Source organism: Micromonospora jinlongensis (assembly GCF_013410645.1).
GTDB lineage: Bacteria > Actinomycetota > Actinomycetes > Mycobacteriales > Micromonosporaceae > Micromonospora > Micromonospora zamorensis.
In genome coordinates, this window is the sequence record NZ_JACCHK010000001.1 from 2175858 (window position 1) to 2200622 (window position 24765).

Genomic DNA, 24765 nt, shown 5'->3' on the forward strand with positions numbered 1-24765 from the left:
ATGGCCGTGACAATCGTTGGAGCCCCCGCGCCGGTCCGCCGGCCCGTACCCGACCGCCACCACCGGGGCGTCAGCCGCTGGGTGGTGCTCACCCTGGTCATCATCGGCGCGCTGGTCATGCTGGTGCCGTTCGCGTTCATGCTGCTCAACGCGTTCAAGTCGCCCGGTGACTACTCGTCGGGCGGGCCGCTGAGCTGGCCGAGCGAGTTCTACACCAAGGGTCTGCGCACGTACTGGACCGAGGTGAACTTCCCGCTCAAGCTCTGGAACTCGGCGCTCATCGCCGGGTCGGTGGCGGTGCTCGGCGTCGCCGTGTCACTGCTCAACGCGTACGCCCTGGGCATCGGTCGGGTCCGTGGCCGGCTCTGGATCGTCGGGTTGTTCCTGCTGGCCAACATGCTGCCGCAGGAGGCCCTGATCTACCCGCTGTACTACGTGGCCAAGGAGGTCGGGCTCTACAACACCCGACTCGCGGTGATCATCATCTTCACCGTCATCCAGAGCGCGTTCGGCACCTACCTGCTCGCCTCGGTGATGGGCACGTTCCCGCGCTCGCTGCTGGAGGCCGCGGCGCTGGACGGCGCCGGCAAGTGGACGGTGCTGTGGCGGGTGGTCTTCCCCAACCTGCGGCCCACCCTCGCGGTGCTGCTCATCTTCTTCTTCATCTGGACCTGGAACGAGTTCCTCATCCCGCTGGTCATGCTGATCGACAACCAGACGCAGACCATCCCTGTCGCGCTCGCGTCGTTGCAGGGCGACCGGCTGATGGACGCTCCGACCACCAACGCCGGCGCGCTGATCAGCCTCGTGCCGGCCATCCTCTTCTTCCTCATCTTCCAGCGCACTCTGGCGCGCGGCATCACGGCAGGAGCCGAGAAGTGAAGTTCACCGACGGGTACTGGCAGCTGCGCCCCGGCGTCAGCGTCCTGCGCCCCGGCGTCGTGGAGTCGGTCGAGCCGGACGAGCGGGGCTTCACCGTCTTCGCACCGACCGGCCAGATCAACGGACGCGGCGACACCCTCAACCGGCCCCTGGTCACCGTCCGGTTCTTCTCCCCCGCCCCCGGCGTCATCGGGGTGACCATCGCCCACCACACCGGCGGGCTGCCCCGCGAGCCGCACTTCGGGCTGAGCACCGGCGACACGCACCCGGTCACCGTCGACGTCACCGGGATCAGCGCGACGCTGACCACCGGTGAGCTGACCGCGCGGGTCGCGCTCGTCGACGGGTGGCGGGTCGACTTCCTGCACGGCGACCGGCTGGTCACCGCGTCCACCGGGCGCAGCATCGGCGTCGTCACCGACGCCGAGGGCCGCCGGCACGTGCACGAGCGGCTCGCGCTGGGGGTCGGCGAGACGGTGTACGGGTTGGGCGAGCGCTTCGGTCCGTTCGTGAAGAACGGGCAGACCGTCGACATCTGGAACGCCGACGGTGGCACCGCCAGCGAGCAGGCGTACAAGAACGTGCCGTTCTATCTCAGCAGCGCCGGTTACGGCGTGTTCGTGGACCACCCGGAGCACGTGTCGTTCGAGGTCGGCTCCGAGGTCGTCACGCAGACCCAGTTCAGCGTCGAGGGGCAGTCGCTCACCTACTACGTCATCGACGGGCCCAACCCGAAGGACGTGCTGCGCCGCTACACCGCGCTCACCGGCCGTCCGGCCCGGATCCCCGCCTGGTCGTACGGGTTGTGGCTGTCCACGTCGTTCACCACGGCGTACGACGAGAAGACCGTGACCGAGTTCGTCGACGGGATGGCCGAGCGCGGGCTGCCGCTGTCGGTGTTCCACTTCGACTGCTTCTGGATGCGCCAGTTCCACTGGGTCGACTTCGTGTGGGATCCGGCGACCTTCCCCGACCCGGAGGGGATGCTGCGCCGGCTGCACGAGCGCGACCTGAAGGTGTGCGTCTGGATCAACCCGTACATCGCGCAGCGTTCGTACCTCTTCGAGGAGGGCCGCGAGGCCGGTTACCTGGTGCGCAACCCCGACGGTTCGGTCTGGCAGTGGGACAAGTGGCAGGCCGGCATGGCGCTTGTCGACTTCACCAACCCGGACGCGGTCCGCTGGTTCACCGGCAAGCTCAAGGCGCTGCTCGACATGGGCGTCGACTGTTTCAAGACCGACTTCGGTGAGCGCATCCCGACCGACGTGGTGTGGCACGACGGTTCGGACCCGCAGCGGATGCACAACTACTACTCGTACCTCTACAACAAGGCGGTCTTCGAGCTGCTGGAGGCCGAGCGGGGCAAGGGCGACGCGGTCCTGTTCGCCCGCTCGGCCACCACCGGCGGGCAGCAGTTCCCGGTGCACTGGGGCGGTGACTGCGAGTCGACGTTCGCCGCGATGGCGGAGTCGCTGCGCGGAGGGTTGTCCCTGGCCGCTTCCGGCTTCGGCTACTGGAGCCACGACATCGGCGGCTTCGAGGGCACTCCCGACCCGGTGGTGTTCAAGCGGTGGGTCGCCTTCGGATTGCTCTCCTCGCACTCCCGGTTGCACGGCTCGGGGTCGTACCGGGTGCCGTGGGCGTTCGACGACGAGGCCGTCGACGTGCTGCGGCACTTCACCCAGCTCAAGCTCCGCCTGATGCCGTACCTGGCGGCCGCCGCCGAGGAGGCCCACCGCGACGGGACGCCGATGATGCGGCCGATGGTCGTGGAGTTCCCGGACGACCCGGCGACGACGCACCTGGACCGGCAGTACATGCTCGGCCCGGACGTGCTGGTCGCCCCGGTGTTCAGCGCCGACGGTGACGTCACCTACTACGTGCCCGCCGGCACCTGGACGCACCTGGTCAGCGGCGCGCAGGTCAACGGCCCGGCGTGGGTCACCGAGAAGCACGGGTTCGACAGCCTGCCGGTGCTGGCCCGGCCCGGCGCGGTCATCCCGTTCGGCTCCCGTGACGACCGGCCGGACTACGAGTGGGCCGACGATGTGCGCCTGCGGCTGTACGCACCGGCCGAGGGGCAGCGGACCCGCGTACGGGTACCGTCACCCGGGGACGGGCCGGGCGCCGAGTTCGACGTGCGCTACGAGGACGGAACGGCCAGTGCCGCACTGGTCGCCGGCACCTCGACGGGCTACATCTGCGAGATCCAGGGGACTGAACGATGACGCGACACCACTTCCCGGAGAGCTTCGTCTGGGGCTCGGCGACGGCCGCGTACCAGATCGAGGGCGCGGCCACCGAGGACGGGCGAGGGCCGTCAATCTGGGACACCTACAGCCACACACCCGGTCGTACGCTCAACGGCGACACCGGCGACGTGGCCGCCGACCACTACCACCGGTGGGCCGACGACCTCGGACACATCGCCGACCTGGGCCTCAGCGCGTACCGGTTCTCCATCTCCTGGCCACGGGTGCAGCCCGGCGGCTCGGGCCGGTTCAACCAGGCGGGCATCGACTTCTATTCGCGGCTGGTGGACGGGCTGCTGGAGCGGGGCGTCCGCCCGGTGGCGACGATGTACCACTGGGACCTGCCGCAGGAGTTGGAGGACGCCGGCGGCTGGGCCACGCGGGAGACCGCGCTGCGCTTCCAGGAGTACGCGGCGGGCATCGTCGGCGCGCTGGGCGACCGGGTGCACACCTGGACGACGCTCAACGAGCCCTGGTGCTCGGCCTACCTGGGCTACGCCTCCGGCGTGCACGCGCCGGGTCGGACCGAGCCGGCGGCGGCACTGGCCGCGGTGCACCACCTCAACCTCGCGCACGGTCTGGCCGGCCGGGTGGTCCGGGAGCTGGCCCCGGCCGCCGAGCTGTCGGTGACGCTCAACCTGCACGTGATCCGGGGGGCGTCCGACTCCGACGCGGACCAGGACGCTGTACGACGGATCGACGCGTTGGCCAACCGGGCGTTCCTCGGCCCGATGCTCGACGGCGCGTACCCGGCCGACCTGCTGGCCGACACCGCGTCGGTCACCGACTGGTCGTTCGTCCGCGAGGGCGACGAGAAGGTGATCGCGGTGCCGCTGGACGTGCTCGGGGTCAACTACTACTCCAGCACCCTGGTCCGGGCCTGGGACGGGGTTTCGCCCCGCTCCGACGCCGACGGGCACGGTGCGTCGACGTCGACGCCGTGGGTCGCCGCGGACAACGTCGACTTCCTGCCGCAGCCCGGCCCGTACACGGCGATGGGTTGGAACATCGACCCGCCGGCCCTGACCGAGCTGCTGCTTCGCCTGCACCAGGCGTACCCCAGCCAGCCCATGATGATCACCGAGAACGGCGCGGCGTTCGACGACGTGGTGGAGGCCGACGGGCGGATCCACGACGACCGGCGGATCGACTACCTGCGTCGGCACATCGGCGCGATGGCCGACGCCCGCGAACAGGGCGCCGACGTGCGCGGTTACTTCGTCTGGTCGCTGCTGGACAACTTCGAGTGGGGCTACGGCTACGACCGCCGCTTCGGCATCATCCGGGTCGACTACGACACCCAGGTCCGCACCTGGAAGGACAGCGCCCACTGGTACCAGCGCCTGGCCGCCACCGGCCAGCTGCCGGACGCCTGACGGCCAGACGACCACGACGCGCTGGATGCGCTCGGCCACAGCCGAGCGCATCCAGCTTGTCGACGGTCACCGGTTCAGCGGTCGTCAGTCAGAGGGCGCCGTCGGCAGTCCCTCAAGGTAGCGGGCCGGCAGAACCGTGAGCGGCGCGTCGGCGTACCCACCTTCCACGATCTCGTCCCATGAGTGGAAGTACTTCTTGGCGCCACCGACGATCAGGTAAACGTCGCCCTGCGGATTCCTCACCAACGTGCCGTCACGGGGAACGTCGGAAACATTGTCGAGATACCGGGTCGGCAGAACAACACGTGCGGGGCCATACCCGGTGTCAGTGATCTCCTGCGGGTAGGCGAACCAGACCTTCGCGCCACCGGCGAACACCCAGACGCCGCCCTGCGGATTCTGCACCACCGTGCCGTCGCGTGGAACATCGGGGAAAGTGTCGAGGTAGCGGGTCGGCACAATGGTGGGCCCAATCCCGCCATATCCGGTATCGACCATCTCCTGCGGGCTGTTGAACCATATTTTCGCGCCACCCGCAACCACATAGATGCCGTGATGCGGTGCTGCTACCACTGTGCCGTTGCGCGGAACGGCCGGCAGCAACCCGAACGTGCCGTCGGGAACGGCTGTCCATGACTGGGGGTAGCCCGTTGCCGAAATCTCGTCAACGCTGTCGAACCAGATGGGTGCTCCACCAGCGATGACTGAGATTGTCCCTGCCGGTTCGCGATACACCGATCCGTCCGCGAGCGGGAAGTCGACAATGGTTCCACGCACCCAGTCGGCGAGGTCGTCGACACGGATCTCGACAGCACCCTGCCGAGTCTGGGTCTCACCAATACATCCGGCCTGCCATGACGAACCGTTGATGGCCACCAACTGAGGGCCGGTTTCGAGCTCCCGGAAGGCCGGCCCACCGGCGTCGCCCTTGCAGATGCTCGCGTTCGCCGGAACACGGGCCTTCACGTCGAAGGTCGTCGCCGTCTGGTCGTCCCACCATCCGATCGTGAACTGCGCCGTGTGCATCCGGTCGGGCACCCACTCGGTGGCGGTCCGGCCGTAGCCCGCGACGCGGAGCACCTGCCCATATCGCGGCTCGGCCCAGGCGAGCCTGATCGGCGTGATGCCACTGGCCGGCGTCACCAGCCGGGCAAGGACCACGTTGCGCCCTGGGTGCGGCACCAGTCTGTCGACCACGGAAACCGTGCCAGCAGACGTGCTCAGGCTCGCGCGGCCGACGGTTGCCGTAGTGGGGCGTGGTGGTGGCCCGGAGCCCACACCGGACGATCCGAAACAATTCTTGGCGGTGATCACCCATTGCGGAGCTACAAGCGCACCAGAACAGGAGGTGCTTCCCACCTGACCTGGATCCCCGATCGTCAATTTCGCGACGAACCGGTACGTGCCGTCAGCGGCTGCGACACCGCCAGCTGACTGCGCCGGCAGGCCTGACGACGTCAATCCCGCCGCCACCAGGACGAGCGATAAACCCGCCCGCCACCCGACTTTGACAAAACTCATGCATTGCCTCCCCTGGCACGAACCTTGATTTGACTGTCGGAATGGACAGCCATACGCGCAAGGGCAAGCGACGACGGCGATGCCACATCAACCCCCGTGGAAGCGAGACCGCGCAGCCACAGGTTAGTGGGAGGCAGCCGCCAGCACAAGATCGAATTGACGGTGCGCGATATCGGCGTCGGCAGAGCCAAGGAACAGATGTCACCTGACAGGAATGAGCACCTAGACCCCGACGCGCTGCGGCGGGACGGTGAGCCCGTAAAGCTCCATCAGCTCGGGGGTGTCAGCCCGGCTGCCGTCGGCCACCGAGTCGCAGGCGATGTCGACGATCTGGTCCTTGTGCGCCAGCAGGTACGGTCGGGCGCCCACGTCCGCGCTGGCCAGGGTGGCAATGCCGGGCCAGTGCCGGCGGCCGAACAGCATCGGGTAGCCGCGCAACCCGTCGTAGGTGGCGCAGACCAGCACGTCCGGGTACGGCAGCGCGGCCACCCGGCTGACCGCCGTGACGGTCAGACCCGGCATGTCGACCGGGACCACCACCACCGCCTCGATCCCGTCGTCGTCCATGGCGGCCAGGCCAGCCCGGATGGACGAGCCGACCCCGGTGCCCCACGCCTTGTTGATCACAACGGTGGCCTTGCCCAGGTCGGCGGTCTCCTGGACCTGTTCCGCGGCGGCGCCCAGCACGACCACGATCTGCTCGCAGCCCGCCTCGGTCATCGTGTCGATCATCTGATTCACCAGGGGCTTGTCACCCTGGTGCAGCAGTGCCTCCGGACCACCGATCCGTCGTCCACCACCCGCCGCGATGATCATTCCTGCGATCCGGTTCAGCTGCGCCCCCTCCAGCACGGGACGGACCGTGACCGGCCCTTCCCTTCCTACGGACACTGCAACGAGGACCGACAGCCGTGGGTGGCGGGGCGAAAAGGAGAAATAGCACAACCGTTACACGACCGGCACCTGCCGGCACGGACACTCCGTCGGTCAGGCCGCGTCCGCGTAGCAGTCGACGATGGACAGGTCGAGCGGAAACCGGACCGGCGTCGCACCGAAGAGCAGCGCAGAGGCCCGCTCGCCGGACCGGGTGACCGCCTCGGCGACCGCCGACGCCTGATCAGCGGGCGCATGCACGACCACCTCGTCGTGCTGGAAGAAGACCAACTCGGCGTCGGTGCCGGACAACTGTGTGCGCAGCGTGGCCAGCAACGTGGAGGCCCACTCCGCGGCGGTGGCCTGGATGACGAAGTTGCGGGTGAAGCGACCTCGGGACCGGGCCGCACGGGCCCGTGGACCGCGCGGGTCGGCCGCCTCCTCCGGATCGGATGGGACGTCGTCAGGATCACCGAACCCGGCCGAACCCGGCGGGCACGTCCGCCCCAGCCACGACCGCACCAGCCCGCCCGCCTCACCGGTGCGCGCCGCCGACTCCACATAAGCGAACGCCGTCGGGTAGCTGCGCTTCAACACTGCCAACGCGGGCACCGCGGCCCCCCCGGTCTGCCCGTACATCGCCCCGAGCAGGGCCACCTTGGCCTTGGCCCGGTCGCCGCCGAACGAGTCACGCGCCAGCGCGGCATAGAGGTCGCCGGCTCCGCCCGCCGCCGCCAGCCGCGCGTCGCCGGACACCGCCGCGAGCACCCGAGGCTCCAACTGGCCGGCGTCGGCGACCACCAGCCGCCAGCCCGGATCGGCCACCACCGCCCGCCGGATCACCTTGGGGATCTGCAACGCGCCACCGCCCCGGGTGGCCCAACGGCCGGAGACGACCCCGCCCGGGACGTACTCCGACTGGAACCGGCCGCCCTGCACCCACTGCTCGCGCCAGGCCCAGCCGTGAGCCGTCCAGATCCGGTAGAGCTCCTTGTATTCGAGCACCAGCGGCACCGCCGGGTGGTCGACCCCGCGCAACACCCAGGCCCGGGTGTTGGGCAGCTCCACGCCGACCCGGGCGAAGGCCTTCAGCAGCTCCGCCGGGGAGTCGGCGTGCAGGCGGCGTACGCCGAGCGCGTCGGCGATCTGGGCGGCCAGCTCGGCGAGCCGTCGCGGCGGGCCACCGACCGGGGACGCCTCGCCGAGCAGCTCGTGCAGGATTTCGTCGTGCACGTCGGCCCGCCAGGGCAGCCCGGCCATGCCCATCTCCACCGCGATCAGCGCGCCGGCGGACTCGGCGGCCACCAGCAACCGGAACCGGCCCGGGTGCTCGGTCGTCGCGATGCGGGCGAGCTGGTCGGCGTACACCTGGGTCAGTGCCTCGACGCCCGGGCCCGACGGGCCGGGCAGGGTGTCGAAGAGCGCGCCCTGGCCGTGCCCGGGCGGCGCGGCGGCGCGCGGCGGTGGGTCGGGCGGCACCGCCGCGCCGGTCAGCCGGGCCCAGGCCGCGGCCAGCGAGCGCGGCTCGCCCCAGCGGCCCGCGTGCCCCAGCAGCAACGCCTCGGTCAACTCCACGTCGTGACAGCGATCGACCCGGACGCCGGCGCGCAGCAACGTCGGATAGACGGTTGCGGCGCTGGCCCACACCCAGCGCGGGTGCTCGGCGGCCTCCCGCGCGGCGACCGCGTCGACAAGGTCGGTGACGGCCTCGGCCGGGCCGGCCGGCCGGCCGACGGCGTCCAGCGGGCACAGCACTCCCCCACCCCGCTCGTCGGACACCACCGCCACCAGCACGAACGCGATTCTGCCTCTCCCGTCCGACAGAAACGGAGGCGCACCTCACCGTGAGCGGGTCGGTGGGGTGTCGGGGTCGGTCGGTAGCGTGACCAGGTGCCTCCGCAGATCCCTCATCCCGATCCTGGCACTCCGGACACCCGCGGACCAATGCGATACCTGTGGTGGCTGGTCCGCCGTCAACCCTGGCGGGTGCTGCGCGGCAGCCTGTTCGGCACGGCCTGGATGATGGGGCTCGCGGCTCGGCCCTACCTCATCGCCCGCGCCGTCGACGACGGGTTGCGCGCCCGCGACACGCGCGCCCTGGCGCTCTGGGTCGTGGCGATCGTCGTCGCGGGGCTGGGCCTGTCCTACCTGGGCATCATGCGGCACCGCACAATGACCTTCATCCGGGAGGACGCCAAGGCCCGCTCGGCGGAGGTCCTGCTGCGCCACCTGTCCCGGATCGGCGCCGTGCTCCCGCGCCGGGTCGCCGCGGGCGAGGTGTCCACCATCGGCGGCTCCGACATCGACTGGACGGCGCAGGTGCTGACGCTGACCGGGCCGGGCGTCGGGGCGGTCGTCGCGTACGGGGTCATCGCCGTGGTGCTCTGGTCGATCTCCCCGATGCTCGCGCTCTGCGTGCTGGTCGGAGTGCCGGTGGTCGGGCTGGTCGTCGGGCCCCTGCTGCGCCGCCTGGAGCGGGCCGAGTCGGTCTACCGCAAACAGCAGGGCGCGCTCACCGCCCGGTCCGGCGACATCGTGGCCGGCCTGCGGGTGCTCGCCGGGGTGGGCGGCCGGGACCTGTTCGCCCGACGGTACGCGGCCAGGTCCCAGGAGCTGCGCGCCGAGGGCTACCGGGTGGGCGCGGTCTACAGCTGGATCGACGCGGCGACCGTCGCCATCCCCGGGCTGTTCCTGGCGGCGGTGGTGTGGCTGACGGCGCGGATGGCGGTGACCGGTGAGGTCACGATCGGCGAGTTGGTTGCCGTCTACGGCTACGTCGCGACCCTGATCGTGCCGGTCTGGTTCCTGCTGGAGGGCAGTCACCAGCTGATCCGGGGGCGGGTCGCGGCCCGGCGGATCGCCGACCTGCTCAACGTTACGTCGGACGACGTCGGCGGTCCGGGCCGTCGGTGGTCGGGCTCGGTGCCCGACCCTCGCCAGCCGGGAGCCCTGGCCGCGCCGGCCGGCCCCGCCGACCTGCACGACCCGCTGACCGGGCTGACCGTACGCACGGGTTGGCTGACCGGTGTGGCCGCCGACGATCCGGCGGAAGCGCTGGCGCTGGCGGACCGGCTCGGCCGGTACGTCGCGAGTGACACCACCTGGGGTGGTGTGCCGCTGACCGGGGTCGCCCTGGACGAGGTCCGTTCCCGGATCATGGTCGCCGACCACGACTCGTACCTCTTCGCCGGGACTCTGCGCGACATCCTGCGCCCCCTGGCCGACGACGATGACCACCGGATCGACGCGGCCCTGCGGGCCGCCTCCGCCGAGGACGTCGTCGACGCGCTGCCCGCCGGTCTGGACACCCCGATCGACGCCCGGGCCCGGACGCTCTCCGGTGGTCAGCGCCAACGGATACGCCTGGCCCGGGCGCTGCTCGCCGAGCCGGAGGTGCTCATCCTCGTCGACCCGACCTCGGCGGTGGACGCGCACACCGAGGCGCGGATCGCCGAACGGCTGCGCGCCGCGCGGGCCGGGCGGACGACAGTGGTGATCGCCACGTCGCCGCTGCTGCTGGGCCGGACCGACCTGGTCGCACACCTGCGCGGCGGCCGGATCACCGCCACCGGCAGCCACACCGACCTGCTCGACTCCGACACCGGCTACCGGCACCTGGTGGCCCGTGGCAGCGACGATCCCGACATCGAGGCCACCGACACCGAGGAGGCGTACCGGTGAGCCGACTGCCGGTGGCCGACCGCCGCACCGTACGCCGGGCCTTGCGGGACATGATCAACCGGCACCGCCGCGCGGTCGGGATCGTGCTGGCGCTGCACAGCGCCGCCGCGGTCGCCGGGCTCGCTCCGCCGTGGCTGCTGGGCACCATCGTCGACCGGGTCACCGCGGGCGCGGGAGTGGCCACTGTGGACCGGTTGGCGCTGGCCATCGCCGGTTGCGTCCTGGTCAGCGCGTTGCTCTCCCGATACGCCCAGTACGCCGGTCACCGCTTCGGTGAACGGGCCGTCGCCGAACTGCGCGAGGAGTTCGTCTCCCGGACTCTCGGGCTGCCGGTCTCGGTCGTCGAGCGCGCCGGCTCCGGGGACCTGGCCACCCGCAGCTCGGTCGACGTGGCGACGGTCGGCACCACCGTCCGGGACGTGGTGCCCACCATCGTCATCGCCGGGGTGCAGTTGACGTTGCTGTTCGGGGCGGTCTTCCTGCTGCATCCGCTGCTCGGGCTGGCAGCGCTGGCCGGGCTCCCGTCGATCGTGGTGGTGACCCGCTGGTACCTGCGCCGGGCCAGCGCCGCGTACCTCACCGAGGGCGCCGCCGCAGCCGAGCTGACCGACACGCTGACCACCACCGCCGAGGGTGCCCGCACTGTGGAGGCGCTGCGGCTGACCGACGACCGGATTCGGCACGGCACCGGCCGCATCACCCAGGTGTGGCGGGCCCGGCGGGCGACGCTCGCGCTGCGGACGGTGTTCTTCTCGGTCGTCGAGGCCAGCTATCCGCTGCCGGTCGCCCTGGTCCTGCTCGTCGGCGGTTACCTGTTCTCCAGGGACATGGTCACGCTCGGCGCGGTGGTCGCCGCCGCGCTCTACCTGCAACAGGCGATCGAACCGTTGGACCGGCTGTTGCAGTGGACGGAGCAGGCGCAGCGCGGTTTCGCGTCGTACGCCCGGGTGCTCGGCGTCGGCATGGTCCCGGCGGAGCCGCCGGGCCGCACGTCCACGTCGCGGGGAGAGCGGCTCGTCGTACGCGGGGCGCGGTTCTCCTACTCCGGCGGCACGGACGTCCTGCACGGCATCGACCTGGAGGTGCAGCCCGGTGAGCGGCTGGCCGTCGTCGGTCCGTCGGGCGCCGGCAAGTCCACCCTGGCCCGGCTGCTGGCCGGGATCGACGCGCCACGGCAGGGCGTCGTGAGCATCGGTGGCTGCCCGATCACCGACCTCGACCCCGCCGAGCGGCGCCGCCGCATCGCCCTGGTCACCCAGGAGCACCACGTCTTCATCGGCTCGGTGCGGGACAACCTCTCGTTCGCCGCGCCGGACGCGTCGGACGAGCAGATGCGGGCCGCGCTGGTCACCGTGGGCGCCGACTGGTACGACGACCTGCCGGCGGGGCTGGACACCGCGATCGGCGACGGCGCACGGCAGCTCGGCGCCGCGGAGGCCCAGCAGCTCGCGCTGGCCCGGTTGGTGCTCGCCGACCCGCACACGCTGATCCTGGACGAGGCGACCGCCGCGCTCGATCCGAGCACCGCGCGTCGGACCGAGCGGGCGTTGGCCGCCGTGCTGGCCGGGCGGACCGTCATCGCGATCGCGCACCGGCTCAACACCGCGCACGACGCCGACCGGGTGGCCGTGCTGGCCGACGGCCGGATCACCGAGATCGGCAGCCACGATGATCTCGTGGCTGCCGACGGGGCGTACGCGGATTTGTGGCGCTCCTGGCACACGCAGGCCGACGAGCGGCTGCGGTGACCGACTACTTGACCGCGCCGGAGGTGAGGCCGGCCTGGATCTGACGTTGGAAGACCGCGTACACGATGATCATCGGAAGGATGGCGATGGTCAGCGCGGCGAACAACCCGGACCAGTCCGCCTCGTAGCCGGCGTTGACCGAGATGTCGGCGATGCCCTGGGTGAGCACCCACTTGTCCTTGGCGTTGGAGAGCAGCACCAGCGGAAGTTGATACTGCGCCCACTGACCGATGATGTTGAAGATCGCGACACTGATCAGACCCGGCTTCGCCATCGGCATCATGACCTGGAAGAACAGCCGGCTGTGCCCACAGCCGTCGATCATGCCCGCCTCGGCCACCGAGGACGGCAGCGTCTTGAAGAACGCGGCCAGGAAGAACACCGTGAACGGCAACGAGTACGCGGTGTAGACCAGCACCACACCGGTGTGGGTGTCCAGCAGGCCCAGGTTCTTCACCACGAAGAAGAGCGGCACCAGGGCCAGGAACACCGGGAACGCCAACCCGGAGACGAAGAGGTAGTAGACCGCCCGGTTGCCCCAGAACTTGTAGCGGGCCAGCACGTACGCGGCCATCGAGCCGAGCAGCATGGTGAGGAACGTGCTGCACGAGACCACGATGACGCTGTTCAGGAAGTACCTGCCGACGTTCGCCTTGGTCCAGGCCCGCCCGAAGTTCTCCCAGCGCAGCTCGGCCGGGAGCGTCCACGGGCTGCTGAAGATCTCGCTCGTGTTCTTGAACGCGGCGAGGAAGGTCCAGAGGATCGGCACGATCACGATCACCGCCCAGACGGCGAGCGCGATGTGCCCCAGGCCGGCGAAGAGCCGTACCTCCGAGCGGGGGCCCTTACGCCCCGGCCCGGCGGGGGCGGACGGATCACCGGTCTTCGGCGGTAGCGCCGCCGGGGTCGGCGGCAGCGTCGACTGCGGATTCATCAGTACTCCACGCTTTCCCGCTTGGTGAGCCGCAGCGTCAGCGCCGCGAACGTGAGGGTGAGGAAGAACAGCGCCACGCCCATCGCCGAGGCGTAGCCGTACTTCGAGTAGACGAACGCGTTGCGGTAGATCTCCATCGCCAGCACGGTGGTGGCGCCGTCCGGGCCACCACCGTCCACCGAGAGCACCGCCACGATGGCGAACGCGTCGAACGCCGCGATGCCGAGGTACACCCAGGCCACCTGGAGGGTGTCCCACAGCAGCGGCAGGGTGACCCGGAAGAACAGGGTCACCTTGGTCGCCCCGTCCATCTCCGCGGCCTCGTAGATCTCACCCGGGATGGAGGCCATCCCGGCCGAGAAGAGCACCACGTAGAACCCGACGGCCTGCCAGACGAGGACCGCGATGATCGACCAGAGCGCCAGGTTCGGCTTGACCAGGAAGAGGACCGGCTCCAGGCCGAACTCCATCAGCACGCCGTTGATCAGGCCGGACTCGTTCGGTCGGTACACCATCTGGAACAACACCGCGATGATGGCCACCGCGAGGACCTGGGGGAAGAAGAACACCACCCGGTAGAACTTCGCCCCCCAGACCCCCTGGCGTTGCCCGCCGCTGCTCTTGCCGCCCACGTTCAGCAGGAAGGCGAAGAACAGGGCGATGGCAACGGTGATCAGCGGCAGGGCAAGCAGCAGTACGCCGTGGTGCTGGACCGCCTTCCAGAAGGCCCCGTCGTCGAGCAGCCTCCGGTAGTTGTCGAACCCCACCCACTGCGGGGCGGACAGCCCTCGCCAGTTGGTCATCGAGATCTGGAACGCCTGCGCGTATGGCCAGATCACGAATGTCACGTACAGCGCGACCGGGGCGAAGAGGAACCCGATCACGAATGGATACTTGCCGTGCCGCATGACCCTAGCTCCGATCGATCAGCGCTTGAACTTGGCTACGGAGCTGTCCTTCTTGATCGCGTCGGCGCGCTTCTGGATCCGCTCCACGAAGGCGTCCGCGTTGATCCGGCCGAACATCAGCTCGTTGGTGGCGGTCCGCGCCTCCGTGTCGAGCTCCTTGTACCAGCCGTCGAAGTACAGGTTGAACACGTCCTGGCCGGCCGCCTTGAGCGCGGCCTGCGAGCTGGCCACACCGGGCGGGAAGGCGAAGCCCTCCGAGCCGGCGGTGACCACGGTCGGGGCCTTGACCACCTCGGTGAAGCCCTTCGCGCCCGCCTTGGACAGCATCTGGCGCATGTACTCCAGGCCACCCTTGGGGTTCTTGCTCTTCGCCGAGACGAAGTAGCCCTCACCCGCGGTGGCGCGCAGCGCCGTGGCCGGCATCTTGTCCGATGCGGTCAGGCTCGGCACCGGCATGAGCTGGTAGTCGAAGCCGGGCGGGGTGTCCTGCTTCTGCTCGCCCTCCAGCCAGTCACCGCTGGGGTACAGGGCCACCTTGTACTGGTTCTGGCGCAGCTGCACGTCGGTGTGCTTGAGCCCCTCGAAGCTCTTGTCGCTGAACTTCGCGCCGACCTCGGCCCACGCCGTGGCCGCCTGCTTGATCGCGTCCTGCTTCCAGGCGCCATCCTCCAGGTTGTCGATGTTCTTGAGAACGTCGACGCCACCGATCTTGGCGGCCTGGGTGAGGATCACGTTCCACTGGTAGTAGGCCGCGTTCGCCCCGGCGTAGCCGTACGGGGTGATGCCCTTGGCCTTGATGGCGGTGAGCAGGGCGATGAAGTCGTCCCACGTCTTCGCCGGCGCCCAGCCGTTGTCCTTGAACAGCTTGGCCGAGTACCAGATGCCGAAGACGGTGGAGACGTAGTACAGGACGTACGGCTTGCCGTTGAACGAACCCGCCTCGATGGTGCCCGGCACCACGGTGTCGCGGACCTTCTTGGACGGGTCGTCGACCGACGGGGCGTCCCACAGCTCGGTGAGGTCCTGGAGCTGACCGTCGGCGACCAGCGCGCCGAAGTCCATCAGCTTCTCGCCCGAGTTGTTCACGAACTCCGGCGGGTTGCCGGAGGCGAACCGCGGCTGGAGCACGGTGGAGACGGCCTGGGTGGCCTGGTGCTTGACCTCCGCCTTGGGGAACGCCTTCTTGTACAGCGGCTCGTGCACGTCGGTGGCGTACTTCTCGCCGTAGCCGCCGTTGAAGATGATCACCTCGATCGGCGCGTCCTCCTTGACGCCCAGCGGGTTCTTCTCGCTCTTGGTGCCGCCGGCGACCTGCTCGTTGTCGTTGTCGCTGCCGCTGGTGGCGCAGGCGCCAAGCAGGCCGATGGCCGGAGTGGCGAGCATGCCCACGGCGGCGGCGCGACGCAGAACCGTGCGACGGTCGAGTGCGGCCGGGTGTTCGGGGGTAAACGACATCGTCGTGTCTCCTTGTGAAATTCGGGTCATGCCGTGCGCCGGAGGCGCCCGGCGTACCGCGACTCGAGGGCGAGGTTGTGCTCGTCCCCGCCGGGGACGTTGGCGGAGAGGTAAATAGGGGGTACCTCCCCTGCCTGGTGGAACCGTCGTACGACCTCCGCGGTCAGCAGCTGCGCCAGCAGCGCCGTGGTGACCGAGGAGACCGCACAGACCGCGCCGCCGCCCTCGAGCGGCAGCAGTGCATCGCCGTACGGCGCGCCGTTGTCCAGCACGACGTCGGCGAGGTCGGCGAGCCGATGCCCGGACGGGTGCCGTGGTGCGACCCGCGCGGTGTGCTCGACCGAGGTGACCGCGATCAACGGGTGACCGCGCTCGGTGACCAGCGCCGCCAGCTCGACCACCGAGCCGTTGATGCCGGACTGGGACGCCACCACGAACACGTCGCGCGGCTGGGGTGCCGCGAGCGCGTAGATCTGGTGGGCGATGGAGGGGTCGCGTTCCAGCTTGGGGTCGGCGAGCACGTCGCGCGGGGCGTCGCCGTGCATCACCAGGTCCCGTACCGAGAGTCGATTGGTGGGGACCAGCCCACCGGCCCGGGCCACCAGCTCGGCGGCGAACGCCTCGGAGTGCCCCGCGCCGAACGCCTGGAGCACCCCGCCGTCGCGCAGGCTGTCGGCGATCAGGTCGGCCGCGCGGGTGATCCCGTCGGCCTCCGAGTCGAGCAGCCGGTCGAGTACGGGGCGGACGGCGTCGGCGTACCCCTGGGCGCTGATCATGAGAGGGCTCCCTTCGCCGCCTTGTGCCCGTCGACGGCCTGCGCGGTGCGCCGGAAGGCCGCGTGCGCGCGGTCGTGCGTGCGTTGGGCGACGGCGATGTAGAGCAGGTCGAGCACCACGAGCTGGGGGTGGCGCGCGGAGAGCGCATCCGGTCGGAAGGTGGTTGCCTGGCTGGCCGTGAGCAGCACGATGTCGGCCAGCTCGGCCAACGGGGAACGGGGGAAGCCGGTGAGCGCGACAGTGGTGGCACCCCGGCTGCCCGCCTCGGCGAGCATCTCGATCGTCTCGCGGGTCTGCCCGGTGTGCGAGATGCCCAGTGCCACGTCCCCGGTGCGCAGCAGCGCGGCGCTGGCCAGCCCTTCGTGCACGTCGTTCCACGCCCACGCGGCCACCCCGATGCGGTGCAGGCTGAACTGCATCTCCTCACCGACCAGGGCGCTACCGCTGGCGCCGAAGATGTTCACCCGGTTGGCACCGGCGATCGCCACCGCGGCCCGCTCGACCTCGGCGAGATCTAGAAGGGTGGCCGTGTCGTGCATGGCCCGGGTGTCGGCGGCCATGATCTGGTCGAGCACCCGGGCGAGCGGGTCGCTCGGTTGGATTTCGCGTCCGATGTCGACGGTCCAGCCGGCCGAGCGGGCCCGGCCGGTCTCGGAGGCGATGCCCAGCCGCAGGTCGGCGTATCCCTCGAAGCCCATGGCCCGGCAGAAGCGGGTGATGGTCGCGGGTGAGGTGCCGCTCCGCTCGGCCAGCTCGACGATCGTGGAGCGGGCGGCGGCCTCCGGGTCGCTCAGCACGTGCTCGGCGACGCGGCGCAGGGCGCCGGTCAGTTCGGCGAGCCCGTTGCGGACCCGGGCCAGCACCCCGTCGGACGTCGATCCAAGGGCGTTGCGCCGGTCGATCGCGTCGGCGTCGACCACCGCGGTCCCCGCAGCGGTGTCCACCTCTTGATCAACCATCGACGCCTCGCATTTTCGAAGGACTGTTAACTGTTAGTGGTAAAATTTCTTACTGAACGACCGTCTATGTCAAGACCGTGGGCGAAGTTTTCAAACTGTTACCTGGCGCACAGCCCGCCGCGCCCCCCAGGATTTGCCCTCCACGACGTCGCCGACCAGCATGAACAGTCCCGATCGCCGTTCAGCGCAAGGAGACCCGTGCCGAAGCTCGACACCGCCGTGGTCGGTCTCGACATCGGCGGTACGTCCACCCGGGCGACCGTCCTGACCCTCACCGGGCAACGCCTCGGCAGCGGTCGCGCCGGCGGCGGCAACCCCACCAGTCACGGCGCGGAACGTGCCGCCGTCGAGCTGCTGACCGCGCTCCGCGAGGCGCTCAGCGACTTCGACCCGGCGCGGGTCGTCGCCGGCACCATCGGCCTGGCCGGCGCCGGCCGACTGCTCGCCGACCCGGCCGGACGGGCCGCCTTCGACCAGGCCTGGCAGGACGCGGGCCTGCGCTGCCCGTACGCGGTGCACGGCGACGCCCTGGTTGCCTACGCCTCCGGCACCGCCGCCCCGGACGGCACCGTGCTCATCGCCGGCACCGGTGCGATCACCGCGCAGGTTCGCGACCTGCGGCTCGACCGGATCGCCGACGGCCACGGCTGGCTCCTCGGCGACGCCGGCTCAGGCTTCTGGCTCGGTCGCGAAGCGGTACGCCGGCTGCTCGCCGACCTGGACGCCGGGCGTACACCCGGCACGCTCGCCACAGCGGTGCTCACCGAGCTGCTGGGCAGTGCCGAGATCGCCTCCCGCCCGCGGGCCACCGTGGACGCCACGATCCAGGCCGTGACCCGACGAGCCCCCGTCGAGCTGGCCCGGCTCGCGCCGCTGGTCGTCGACGCCGCCACCCACGGCGAGCCGGTCGCCACCGCGCTGATCACCGAGGCCGCCGCTCACCTGGCCGAGAGCGTGGGCCGCATCCGCGCGGCCGGCGCGGTGACACCGGTCGTGCTCGGCGGCGGGCTGCTCACCGCCGACACCCCGCTCGCCGCCGCCGTCCGGGTGGAGATCGCCCGCCAGTGGCCGGACGCGCCGCTACGGACCGCCGGTGACGGCGCCGCCGCCGCAGCCTGGCTCGCCGCCCGCGACCTCCCCGAGGTCACCGACCCGGCCGCCCTGCACGCCCGCCTCTTCCCCGCCCCCTGACCACCCCCGCCGCACCCCGCCCCACCCGTGCACCCCGCGCGCGGGGCCCGCTGCGCGCCGTGCGCCGCGCCATGATCACGCTCGATCCAGGAAATAGTCCCCACCTCACGCCGCAAAGCCACTACATCCTGGATCGAGCACGATCAAGGCGTGGGTCACCCCGCCCCCGTGCACCCCGCGCCCGGCCGGACGCGCAAGATCCGCGCACTTTCGGTGACGTTGCTGCCTCAGCGCGCCGTGAGGCAGCAGTTTCACCGAAGTTGCGCGGATCTTGGGCTGGACGGACGCGACGGGACGGGATGCGACGGTCAGCGTCGAGTGGGTCTGGGCCCTACTTGAGCTGGCCTGCGGTGAGGCCGGCCTGCACCTGTCGTTGGAACGCCACGTAGATCGCGAGCACCGGCAGCACCGCGATGCTCAGCCCGGCGAAGAGCCGCGCGTAGTCGCCGGCATACCCCTGGCTGACGGAGAGCGCGAACAACCCCTGCGCGAGCATCCACTTGGAGTCGTCGCCCTGCATCAGCACCTGCGGCAACAGGAACTGATTCCAGTGGCTCAGGAAATTGAAGATCGCCACACTGATCATTCCCGGACGCGCCATCGGCAGCATCACCCGGAAAAAGAGCCGGAAGTGACCGCAGCCGTCGACCATCGCGGCCTCCGCCACAGTGGTCGGCAGGGTCCGGAAGAACGCGGTCAGGAAGAACACCGTGAACGGCAGCGAGTAGGCCGCGTACACCAGGATCAGGCCCTTCCAGGTGCCGAAGAGCCCGGCGTTGCGGACCACGAAGAAGAGCGGCACCAGGGCGAGGAACACCGGGAACATCAGGCCGCCGACGAACAGGTAGTAGACGACCTGACGGCCGCGGAACTCGTACCGGGCGAAGACGTACGCGGCGGTCGCGCCCATCAGCATGGTGAGGCTGACCGAGCCGGCCACCACCACCAGGCTGTTGAGGAAGTACCGGCCGATGTGCGCGCCCGTCCAGGCCCGCGCCCAGTTGTCCCAGTGCAGCGCGCCGGGGAGCCCCCAGGGGTCGGACAGGATCTCACCGTTGGTCTTGAACGAGCTGATGAACATCCACAGCAGCGGCAGTACGGTGAGCAGGCCCCAGAACAGCAGGAAGCCGTGCGAGAAGACGTTGGCCAGGCCGATGTCCCGCCGCACCGGGCGGTCTCGTCTGACAACCGGGGCCGGGGCGTTCACGGTGGGCTGATCCAGAGTGGTCACGAGTACTCGATCCGTTCGCGCCGGCCGACCCGCAGCGACAGCACCGCCACCGTGAGGGTCAGGAAGAACATCACCACGCCGATCGCCGAGGCGTAGCCGAACTTGGTCTCGCTGCCGAAGGCGGTGTCGTACATCCGTACGCCGATCACGTCGGTGGAGAAGTTCGGGCCGCCGTTGGTCATCAGCTGTACGAGGATGAACCCGTCCAGGGCGAAGATGGCGAGGTAGACCCAGGCGACCTGGATGGTGTCCCAGAGCAGTGGCAGCGTGACCCGGCGCAGGGTGGTGAACCGGGACGCGCCGTCGAGCAGCACGGCCTCGTAGATCTCCTTCGGCACTGCCGACATGGCGGCCCCGAACAGCACGACGTAGAAGCCGACGTTGCTCCAGACCATCACCGCCAGCACGCACCAGAACGCGGTCGCCGGGTCGCCGAGCCAGGTCGGCGCGGGCAGGCCGACCGCGCGCACGACGCCGCTGAGCAGACCCTGGTTGGGGTGGTACACCTCTTTCCAGAGCAGCGCGATGATCACCACGGAGAGCACCTGTGGGAAGAAGTACACAGTGCGGTAGAGCGCCCCGCCGCGTACCCCGGTCACCCCGGCGCGGCCCTTGCGCCCGCCGAGGGCGAGCATGCTGGCGAAGAAGAGCCCGAGCACGATGGTCAGCACCGGCACCAGGCCCAGCAGTATCGCGTTGTTCTTCAGCGCGTTCCACACGTAGTCGTCGTTCCACAGGGCCTTGAAGTTCGCCAGCCCCACCGAATTGGCGTCGGCCGAGTAGCCAAGCCAGTCTGTGGTCGAGATCTGGAACGCCTGCAGGTACGGCGAGACGACGAAGAACACGTACAGCAGCACCGGCGGCACCAGGAACGTGACGATCAGCGGCCACTTGCCATGTCTCACGAGGGGACCTTTCCGAAGGGGGTGCGGCCGGTGGGGGTGCACCTCTCCCCCACCGGCCGGGCGGTCAGGCCGCTCGCTTGTACTTCTTGATCGAGCTGTCCTGGGCGATCGAGTCGGCGCCCTTCTGACACTGGTCGAGGAACTCGGCGGGGCCGATCCGGCCGCTGAAGAACTCGCCGCACGCGGCGTCGACGAGGTTGCGCTCCAGCTTCCGGTAGTAGTTGTTGTAGACCCAGTTGAAGCCGTTGGCGCCGGACGCGTCGAGCGCCTTGACCACGGTGGTCAGTCCGTACGGCAGCTCGATGCCCTCGGTGGCGCCGGCGACCACGGTGAGGCTGGCGACCTTCTTCGTGAAGTCCTGGGCGCCCTTCTTGGAGAGCATCGTGCGGAAGTACTCCAGGCCGCCGGCGAGGTTGCGGGCCTTGGCGGGCACCATGAACGGCTCACCGGCGGTGCCCCGGATCGCCTCGAACGGCAGCTTGTCGCCGCTGCCCAGGCTGGGGGTCGGCGCGATGGTCATGTTGAACCCGGCCGGGGTGACGTCCTTCTGCTCGCTCTCCAGCCAGGAGCCGCAGGAGATGAAGGCGGCCTTGCCCTGGCACCAGGCGGTCTGCGACTGCTTGTGATCCAGACCGGACGAGCCGTCGAGGATGTACTTGTCCTTGACGATCTGGTGCCAGGCGTCTGCGGCGGTCCGCATCGATTCGGACTTCCAGGCGTTCGGTTCCAGGTTGTCGATGGCGGTCGCCACCGAGGGGCCGCCGAGCTTGATCGCGGTGGCGATCACCGGCCAGCTCATGTAGCGCGGGTGCAGGCCGGCGTACGTCCAGGGGGCGATGCCGGCGGCCTTGATCTCCTTGCAGAGCGCGATGTGCTGGTCCCAGGTCTTCGCGTACTCCCAGGAGCGCTCGGTGAACAGCTTGCTGGAGTGCCAGATGCCGTAGGCGGTGTACGTGTAGTTGAGCACCAGGAACTTGCCGTCGTACGAGCCGACCTCGACCGCGCCGGGCAGCAGGGTGTCCCGGACCGTCTTGCCGGGGACGTCGAGGCTCGGCGCGGCGAGCAGTTCACCGAGGTCGGCGATCGCGTTCTGACTGACCAGACCGTTGAAGTCGATCTGGCCCGCACCGGAGTTGTTGACCACGTCCGGCGGGGTGCCGTCGACGAAACGCGGCTGGAGGGTCTTGCTGATCTCCTGGGTGACGGAGTGCTTGACCTTGGCCTTCGGGTACTTCTCGGTGTACATGGCCTCGTGGGCCTTGGCGTACTCCTCGCCGAACCCGCCGCCGAAGATCACCACCTCGAGTGGGGCGTCCTCCTTCACGCCGAGCGGGTTCTGGGCGCTCTTGGTGCCCTGGTAGGTGCCGGCGTCCTTCTTGTCACCACCGCCTCCGGTGGCGCAGCCGGTCAGCAGACCGGCGGCGGGGGTGGCCAGCAGGCCGGCGGCGGCGGTGCGCCGCAGAATGTCACGCCTGTTCATCGAGTCTCCTCGGGTCGGGTCGGGCGGACCGCCGATGTCAGGGGGAAGGCGGCCGCCGCGCGAGGCACGTTGATTCTCTTCAGTTCATGCTCTGTTACTGAAGAATTTCTACGACAGCCGGCCCCGGACTTCAAGTCCTGACGGTCGAACCGTTATCGCCACCGGTGGCGGTCGGGTCGCCTAGCCTGGGGCGATGCGCCGTCTGCGCGAGCTGGCCGAGCGCACCCCGGCCGGGCGGGAACGGTACGTCGACCTGCTCCGCGCGCTCGCCATCACCATGGTCATTATCGGACACTGGGTTGTCACGGTCATCGAGCGCGACGCCGACGGCCAGGCCACCGGGCACTCCGCGCTCGGCGATCTACGGTGGGCGTACCCGTTGACCTGGCTGGCCCAGGTGATGCCCGTCTTCTTCCTGGTCGGTGGCTATGCCAACGCGGCCTCGCTCACCCGGCTGCGGGCCCGCGGTGGCGACGCGGCCGGCTGGCTGCTCGACCGCAGCGCCCGGCTGGTCCGCCCCACCAGCGTGCTGCTGCTGGTCCTCACCGCCGCGGCGGCGGTCGCCTGGCTGGCCGGCACCGACCCGACCCGGATCCGCGAGGTGTTCTGGTTCGCCACCATCCCGCTGTGGTTCCTGGTCGCCTACCTGGCGGTGGTCGCGCTCACCCCACCGATGTACGCGCTGCACCGCCGCTTCGGCTTGGCCGTGCCGCTGGTGCTGGTCGTCCTGGTCGGCCTTGGCGACCTCGGCCGGCTGACCGGGCCGCAGGAGTGGAGCTACGGCAATTACCTCTTCGGATGGCTGGCCGTCCACCAGCTCGGCTTCGCCTGGCACGACACCCGCGCCGCACCGCCGGCCGCCGGTCAGACCGCGCCGCCGTCCGCCGACGCTGACACCGACGCAGCCGGGCCGTCGACGCACGAGCGTCCCGGAGTACGCCGAACACTGCCCATCTCCCGCCGGGCCGGCCTGGTGTTCCTCGTCGGCGGGCTGGGCGCGCTGGTGCTGCTCACCGTGCTCGGCCCGTGGCCGGTGGCCATGCTCAAGGTGCCCGGCGAACGGCTCGACAACGCCTCGCCACCCAGCCTCGCGCTGCTGGCCGTCGCCGCCGCTCAGCTGGGCCTGATCCTGCTGCTCCGGAACCCGGCGGAACGACTGCTGCACCGAACCCGCCCCTGGCAGGTGGTGATCGGGGTCAACGTGGTGGTGCTGACCGTCTTCCTCTGGCACCTGACCGCCGTGATTCTGCTGATCGGGGTGCTCGACGCGACCGGGACGCTGCCCACCCCGGCGGTCGACTCCGCCGGCTGGTGGGCGTTGCGGCTGCCCTGGCTGCTGCTGCTCACCGTCGTCCTGTCGGTGCTGGTCGTCATCTTCGGGCCGGTGGAGGCGCGCAGTGGCCGACACCGCACCGCTGGTCGGGCCAGCCGGGTCCGGGCCGCGTGGACCGTCATCGGCTACGCCGCCGTGGTGGCCGGGCTGCTGATCAACAGCACGACGGCGGCCCGCGCCCCGGAGCCGCTCGGCACACCCGTCCCGGCGCTCCTGGCGTACGCGGCCGGGGCGGGCGTGCTGCGACTGCTCAGGTCGGGGTGGGGAACCCGGGGTTGACCCCGTCCGCCGCTCGACCGGCGGCGTCGCCTGGCACCGCTACCCTGGGTTGGTCCACTGTCGCCGGGGAGGCACACGGTGCGCACCGAACAGACGATCGCCGAGCTGGAGCGCGTCGCCGCGCGCGAGGTGGGCCGGGGCAGCGAGGCGTTGGCCGAGCCCGCCGCAGGCGGGCTGCTGGCCGCCGCCCGGTCGCTCGCCGCCGCCAGCGCGCCGGACGCGGCGGTGTTCACCGGGTTCTTCATTCCGGGTGCCGAGCCGCCGGCCGCGGAGACCGACGGCCCGCTCGGCGCGGTCCAGATCGCCGCCGCGCTGCGCCTTCTCGGCGGCGGGTGCCGGCTCGTCACCGACGAGCCCTGCGCCCCGGTGGTCGAGGCGGCCGTCGCCGCCGGCGCACCGGGCCTACCGGTGGATGTCGCGCCACTGCGGGGGTACGACGAGTGGGAAGCCGCCCTCCTGCCCGAGCACGGCCGACTGACGCACCTCATCGCCTGCGAACGGGTCGGGCCCGGGGTGGACGGTCGGCCCCGCAACATGCGCGGCGAGGACATCGGCGCGCACACGGCGCCCCTGGACCGGCTCTACACCTCCGGGTCGGCCTTCCGCGTCGGCATCGGCGACGGCGGCAACGAACTGGGCATGGGCCTGTTGCCGGCGGAACTCATCGGACGGGTGGTCGCCTCGGGCGAGCGGATCCGGTGCGTGGTGGGCGCGGACGCGCTGCTGGTCGGCGGCACCTCCAACTGGGCCGCCGCCGCTCTCGTCGGCGCACTGTCGCTGCTGCGCCCCGACGTGCCCGAGCTTCGAACGCTGCTGGAGCCCGCGTGGTCGTACGACCTGCTGGCCGCGATCGTGCGCGCGGGCGCGGTGGACGGCGTGCGCCGCCGGCCCACGCTCAGCGTCGACGGCCTCGACTGGCCCGCGTACGCCGAACCCCTCACCCGCATCGCCGAGCTGGTCCGAAACACGCCTTAGCTGGCC

At 70.5% G+C, this 24765-nt stretch carries 19 protein-coding genes; 8 read left to right on the forward strand and 11 right to left on the reverse strand.

The features are described 5' to 3' along the window. From HNR22_RS09200 to HNR22_RS09210, 3 genes are read left to right on the forward strand one after another with little or no spacing between them, the layout of a single operon-like run. Complete coding sequence (locus tag HNR22_RS09200; protein WP_179780005.1) at positions 1-882, forward strand: carbohydrate ABC transporter permease; 882 nt, start codon at positions 1-3, stop codon at positions 880-882. Beyond that, positions 879-3110, forward strand: coding sequence for an alpha-xylosidase (yicI, locus tag HNR22_RS09205; protein WP_179780006.1), 2232 nt, complete (start codon positions 879-881; stop codon positions 3108-3110). The genes HNR22_RS09200 and yicI overlap by 4 nt, the downstream gene beginning before the upstream one ends. Further along, positions 3107-4510 (forward strand): GH1 family beta-glucosidase, encoded by a 1404-nt coding sequence (locus HNR22_RS09210; RefSeq protein ID WP_179780007.1) that lies wholly within the window; start codon positions 3107-3109, stop codon positions 4508-4510. The genes yicI and HNR22_RS09210 overlap by 4 nt, the downstream gene beginning before the upstream one ends. An 84-nt stretch (positions 4511-4594) precedes the next feature. Here HNR22_RS09210 and HNR22_RS09215 read toward each other — a convergent pair whose 3' ends face one another. From HNR22_RS09215 to HNR22_RS09225, 3 genes are all read right to left on the reverse strand, one after another. Next, the gene (locus tag HNR22_RS09215) at positions 4595-6031 is read right to left on the reverse strand and encodes a S1 family peptidase (RefSeq protein WP_179780008.1); all 1437 of its coding nucleotides are present in this window, start codon (positions 6029-6031) and stop codon (positions 4595-4597) included. A gap of 222 nt (positions 6032-6253) precedes the next feature. Then, positions 6254-6847, reverse strand: coding sequence for a nucleotidyltransferase family protein (locus HNR22_RS09220; RefSeq protein ID WP_179783475.1), 594 nt, complete (start codon positions 6845-6847; stop codon positions 6254-6256). Between the two features lie 171 nt (positions 6848-7018). Beyond that, complete coding sequence (locus tag HNR22_RS09225) at positions 7019-8698, reverse strand: bifunctional 3'-5' exonuclease/DNA polymerase (RefSeq protein ID WP_425488044.1); 1680 nt, start codon at positions 8696-8698, stop codon at positions 7019-7021. A 150-nt stretch (positions 8699-8848) separates the two neighbouring features. On the opposite strand from HNR22_RS09225, the gene HNR22_RS09230 reads away from it, so the two are divergent. Together HNR22_RS09230 and HNR22_RS09235 are read left to right on the forward strand one after the other, a co-directional pair. Next, a complete protein-coding gene (locus tag HNR22_RS09230; protein ID WP_218906262.1) occupies positions 8849-10585 on the forward strand; it encodes an ABC transporter ATP-binding protein in 1737 nt (578 codons plus the stop codon). A gap of 50 nt (positions 10586-10635) precedes the next feature. Further along, positions 10636-12333 carry an ABC transporter ATP-binding protein gene (locus HNR22_RS09235; RefSeq protein WP_246381813.1) on the forward strand — a complete coding sequence of 566 codons (1698 nt, stop codon included), beginning with the start codon at positions 10636-10638 and terminating at the stop codon, positions 12331-12333. Positions 12334-12337: 4 nt separating this feature from the next. Here HNR22_RS09235 and HNR22_RS09240 read toward each other — a convergent pair whose 3' ends face one another. From HNR22_RS09240 to HNR22_RS09260, 5 genes are read right to left on the reverse strand one after another with little or no spacing between them, the layout of a single operon-like run. Next, the gene (locus HNR22_RS09240; RefSeq protein WP_179780011.1) at positions 12338-13267 is read right to left on the reverse strand and encodes a carbohydrate ABC transporter permease; all 930 of its coding nucleotides are present in this window, start codon (positions 13265-13267) and stop codon (positions 12338-12340) included. After that, positions 13267-14175: a carbohydrate ABC transporter permease gene (locus HNR22_RS09245; protein WP_088949149.1), complete on the reverse strand. Its 909-nt coding sequence runs from the start codon at positions 14173-14175 to the stop codon at positions 13267-13269. Before HNR22_RS09245 ends, HNR22_RS09240 begins: the two co-directional genes overlap by 1 nt. A gap of 18 nt (positions 14176-14193) precedes the next feature. Continuing rightward, positions 14194-15630 carry an N-acetylglucosamine/diacetylchitobiose ABC transporter substrate-binding protein gene (gene ngcE, locus HNR22_RS09250; RefSeq protein ID WP_179780012.1) on the reverse strand — a complete coding sequence of 479 codons (1437 nt, stop codon included), beginning with the start codon at positions 15628-15630 and terminating at the stop codon, positions 14194-14196. A 26-nt stretch (positions 15631-15656) separates the two neighbouring features. Continuing rightward, a complete protein-coding gene (locus tag HNR22_RS09255; RefSeq protein WP_091403970.1) occupies positions 15657-16406 on the reverse strand; it encodes a sugar isomerase domain-containing protein in 750 nt (249 codons plus the stop codon). Then, positions 16403-17365, reverse strand: coding sequence for a MurR/RpiR family transcriptional regulator (locus tag HNR22_RS09260; protein ID WP_179780013.1), 963 nt, complete (start codon positions 17363-17365; stop codon positions 16403-16405). The genes HNR22_RS09255 and HNR22_RS09260 overlap by 4 nt, the downstream gene beginning before the upstream one ends. 198 nt (positions 17366-17563) lie before the next feature. Between HNR22_RS09260 and HNR22_RS09265 the strand changes: the two genes are divergently transcribed. After that, positions 17564-18556 carry an N-acetylglucosamine kinase gene (locus HNR22_RS09265; RefSeq protein ID WP_343059755.1) on the forward strand — a complete coding sequence of 331 codons (993 nt, stop codon included), beginning with the start codon at positions 17564-17566 and terminating at the stop codon, positions 18554-18556. A 331-nt stretch (positions 18557-18887) separates the two neighbouring features. Here the strand turns inward: HNR22_RS09265 and HNR22_RS09270 are convergent, their stop codons facing one another. The 3 genes from HNR22_RS09270 to ngcE (HNR22_RS09280) all read right to left on the reverse strand — a co-directional run bounded on the left by HNR22_RS09270 (position 18888) and on the right by ngcE (HNR22_RS09280) (position 22172). Continuing rightward, positions 18888-19787, reverse strand: a complete 900-nt coding sequence (locus tag HNR22_RS09270) for an ABC transporter permease subunit (protein ID WP_179780015.1) — start codon at positions 19785-19787, stop codon at positions 18888-18890. After that, positions 19784-20692, reverse strand: a complete 909-nt coding sequence (locus tag HNR22_RS09275; protein ID WP_179780016.1) for an ABC transporter permease subunit — start codon at positions 20690-20692, stop codon at positions 19784-19786. The genes HNR22_RS09270 and HNR22_RS09275 overlap by 4 nt, the downstream gene beginning before the upstream one ends. Positions 20693-20756: 64 nt before the next feature. Beyond that, entirely contained in the window at positions 20757-22172 is a 1416-nt protein-coding gene (ngcE, locus tag HNR22_RS09280; RefSeq protein WP_179780017.1) for an N-acetylglucosamine/diacetylchitobiose ABC transporter substrate-binding protein, read from the reverse strand. A 193-nt stretch (positions 22173-22365) separates the two neighbouring features. Between ngcE (HNR22_RS09280) and HNR22_RS09285 the strand changes: the two genes are divergently transcribed. Continuing rightward, complete coding sequence (locus HNR22_RS09285) at positions 22366-23784, forward strand: acyltransferase family protein (protein WP_179780018.1); 1419 nt, start codon at positions 22366-22368, stop codon at positions 23782-23784. Positions 23785-23862: 78 nt separating this feature from the next. Further along, positions 23863-24759, forward strand: a complete 897-nt coding sequence (locus HNR22_RS09290) for a glutamate cyclase domain-containing protein (protein WP_179780019.1) — start codon at positions 23863-23865, stop codon at positions 24757-24759. Positions 24760-24765 lie beyond the last annotated feature (6 nt).

Bases quoted from the DNA above. Each gene is read 5' to 3' on its own strand.
- HNR22_RS09200 (WP_179780005.1), top strand. From the start codon at position 1: ATGGCCGTGACAATCGTTGGAGCCCCCGCGCCGGTCCGCCGGCCCGTA.
- HNR22_RS09210 (WP_179780007.1), top strand. From the start codon at position 3,107: ATGACGCGACACCACTTCCCGGAGAGCTTCGTCTGGGGCTCGGCGACG.
- HNR22_RS09215 (WP_179780008.1), bottom strand. From the start codon at position 6,031: ATGAGTTTTGTCAAAGTCGGGTGGCGGGCGGGTTTATCGCTCGTCCTG.
- HNR22_RS09220 (WP_179783475.1), bottom strand. From the start codon at position 6,847: ATGATCATCGCGGCGGGTGGTGGACGACGGATCGGTGGTCCGGAGGCA.
- HNR22_RS09230 (WP_218906262.1), top strand. From the start codon at position 8,849: ATGCGATACCTGTGGTGGCTGGTCCGCCGTCAACCCTGGCGGGTGCTG.
- HNR22_RS09235 (WP_246381813.1), top strand. From the start codon at position 10,636: ATGATCAACCGGCACCGCCGCGCGGTCGGGATCGTGCTGGCGCTGCAC.
- HNR22_RS09240 (WP_179780011.1), bottom strand. From the start codon at position 13,267: ATGAATCCGCAGTCGACGCTGCCGCCGACCCCGGCGGCGCTACCGCCG.
- HNR22_RS09245 (WP_088949149.1), bottom strand. From the start codon at position 14,175: ATGCGGCACGGCAAGTATCCATTCGTGATCGGGTTCCTCTTCGCCCCG.
- ngcE (WP_179780012.1), bottom strand. From the start codon at position 15,630: ATGTCGTTTACCCCCGAACACCCGGCCGCACTCGACCGTCGCACGGTT.
- HNR22_RS09255 (WP_091403970.1), bottom strand. From the start codon at position 16,406: ATGATCAGCGCCCAGGGGTACGCCGACGCCGTCCGCCCCGTACTCGAC.
- HNR22_RS09260 (WP_179780013.1), bottom strand. From the start codon at position 17,365: ATGGTTGATCAAGAGGTGGACACCGCTGCGGGGACCGCGGTGGTCGAC.
- ngcE (WP_179780017.1), bottom strand. From the start codon at position 22,172: ATGAACAGGCGTGACATTCTGCGGCGCACCGCCGCCGCCGGCCTGCTG.
- HNR22_RS09285 (WP_179780018.1), top strand. From the start codon at position 22,366: ATGCGCCGTCTGCGCGAGCTGGCCGAGCGCACCCCGGCCGGGCGGGAA.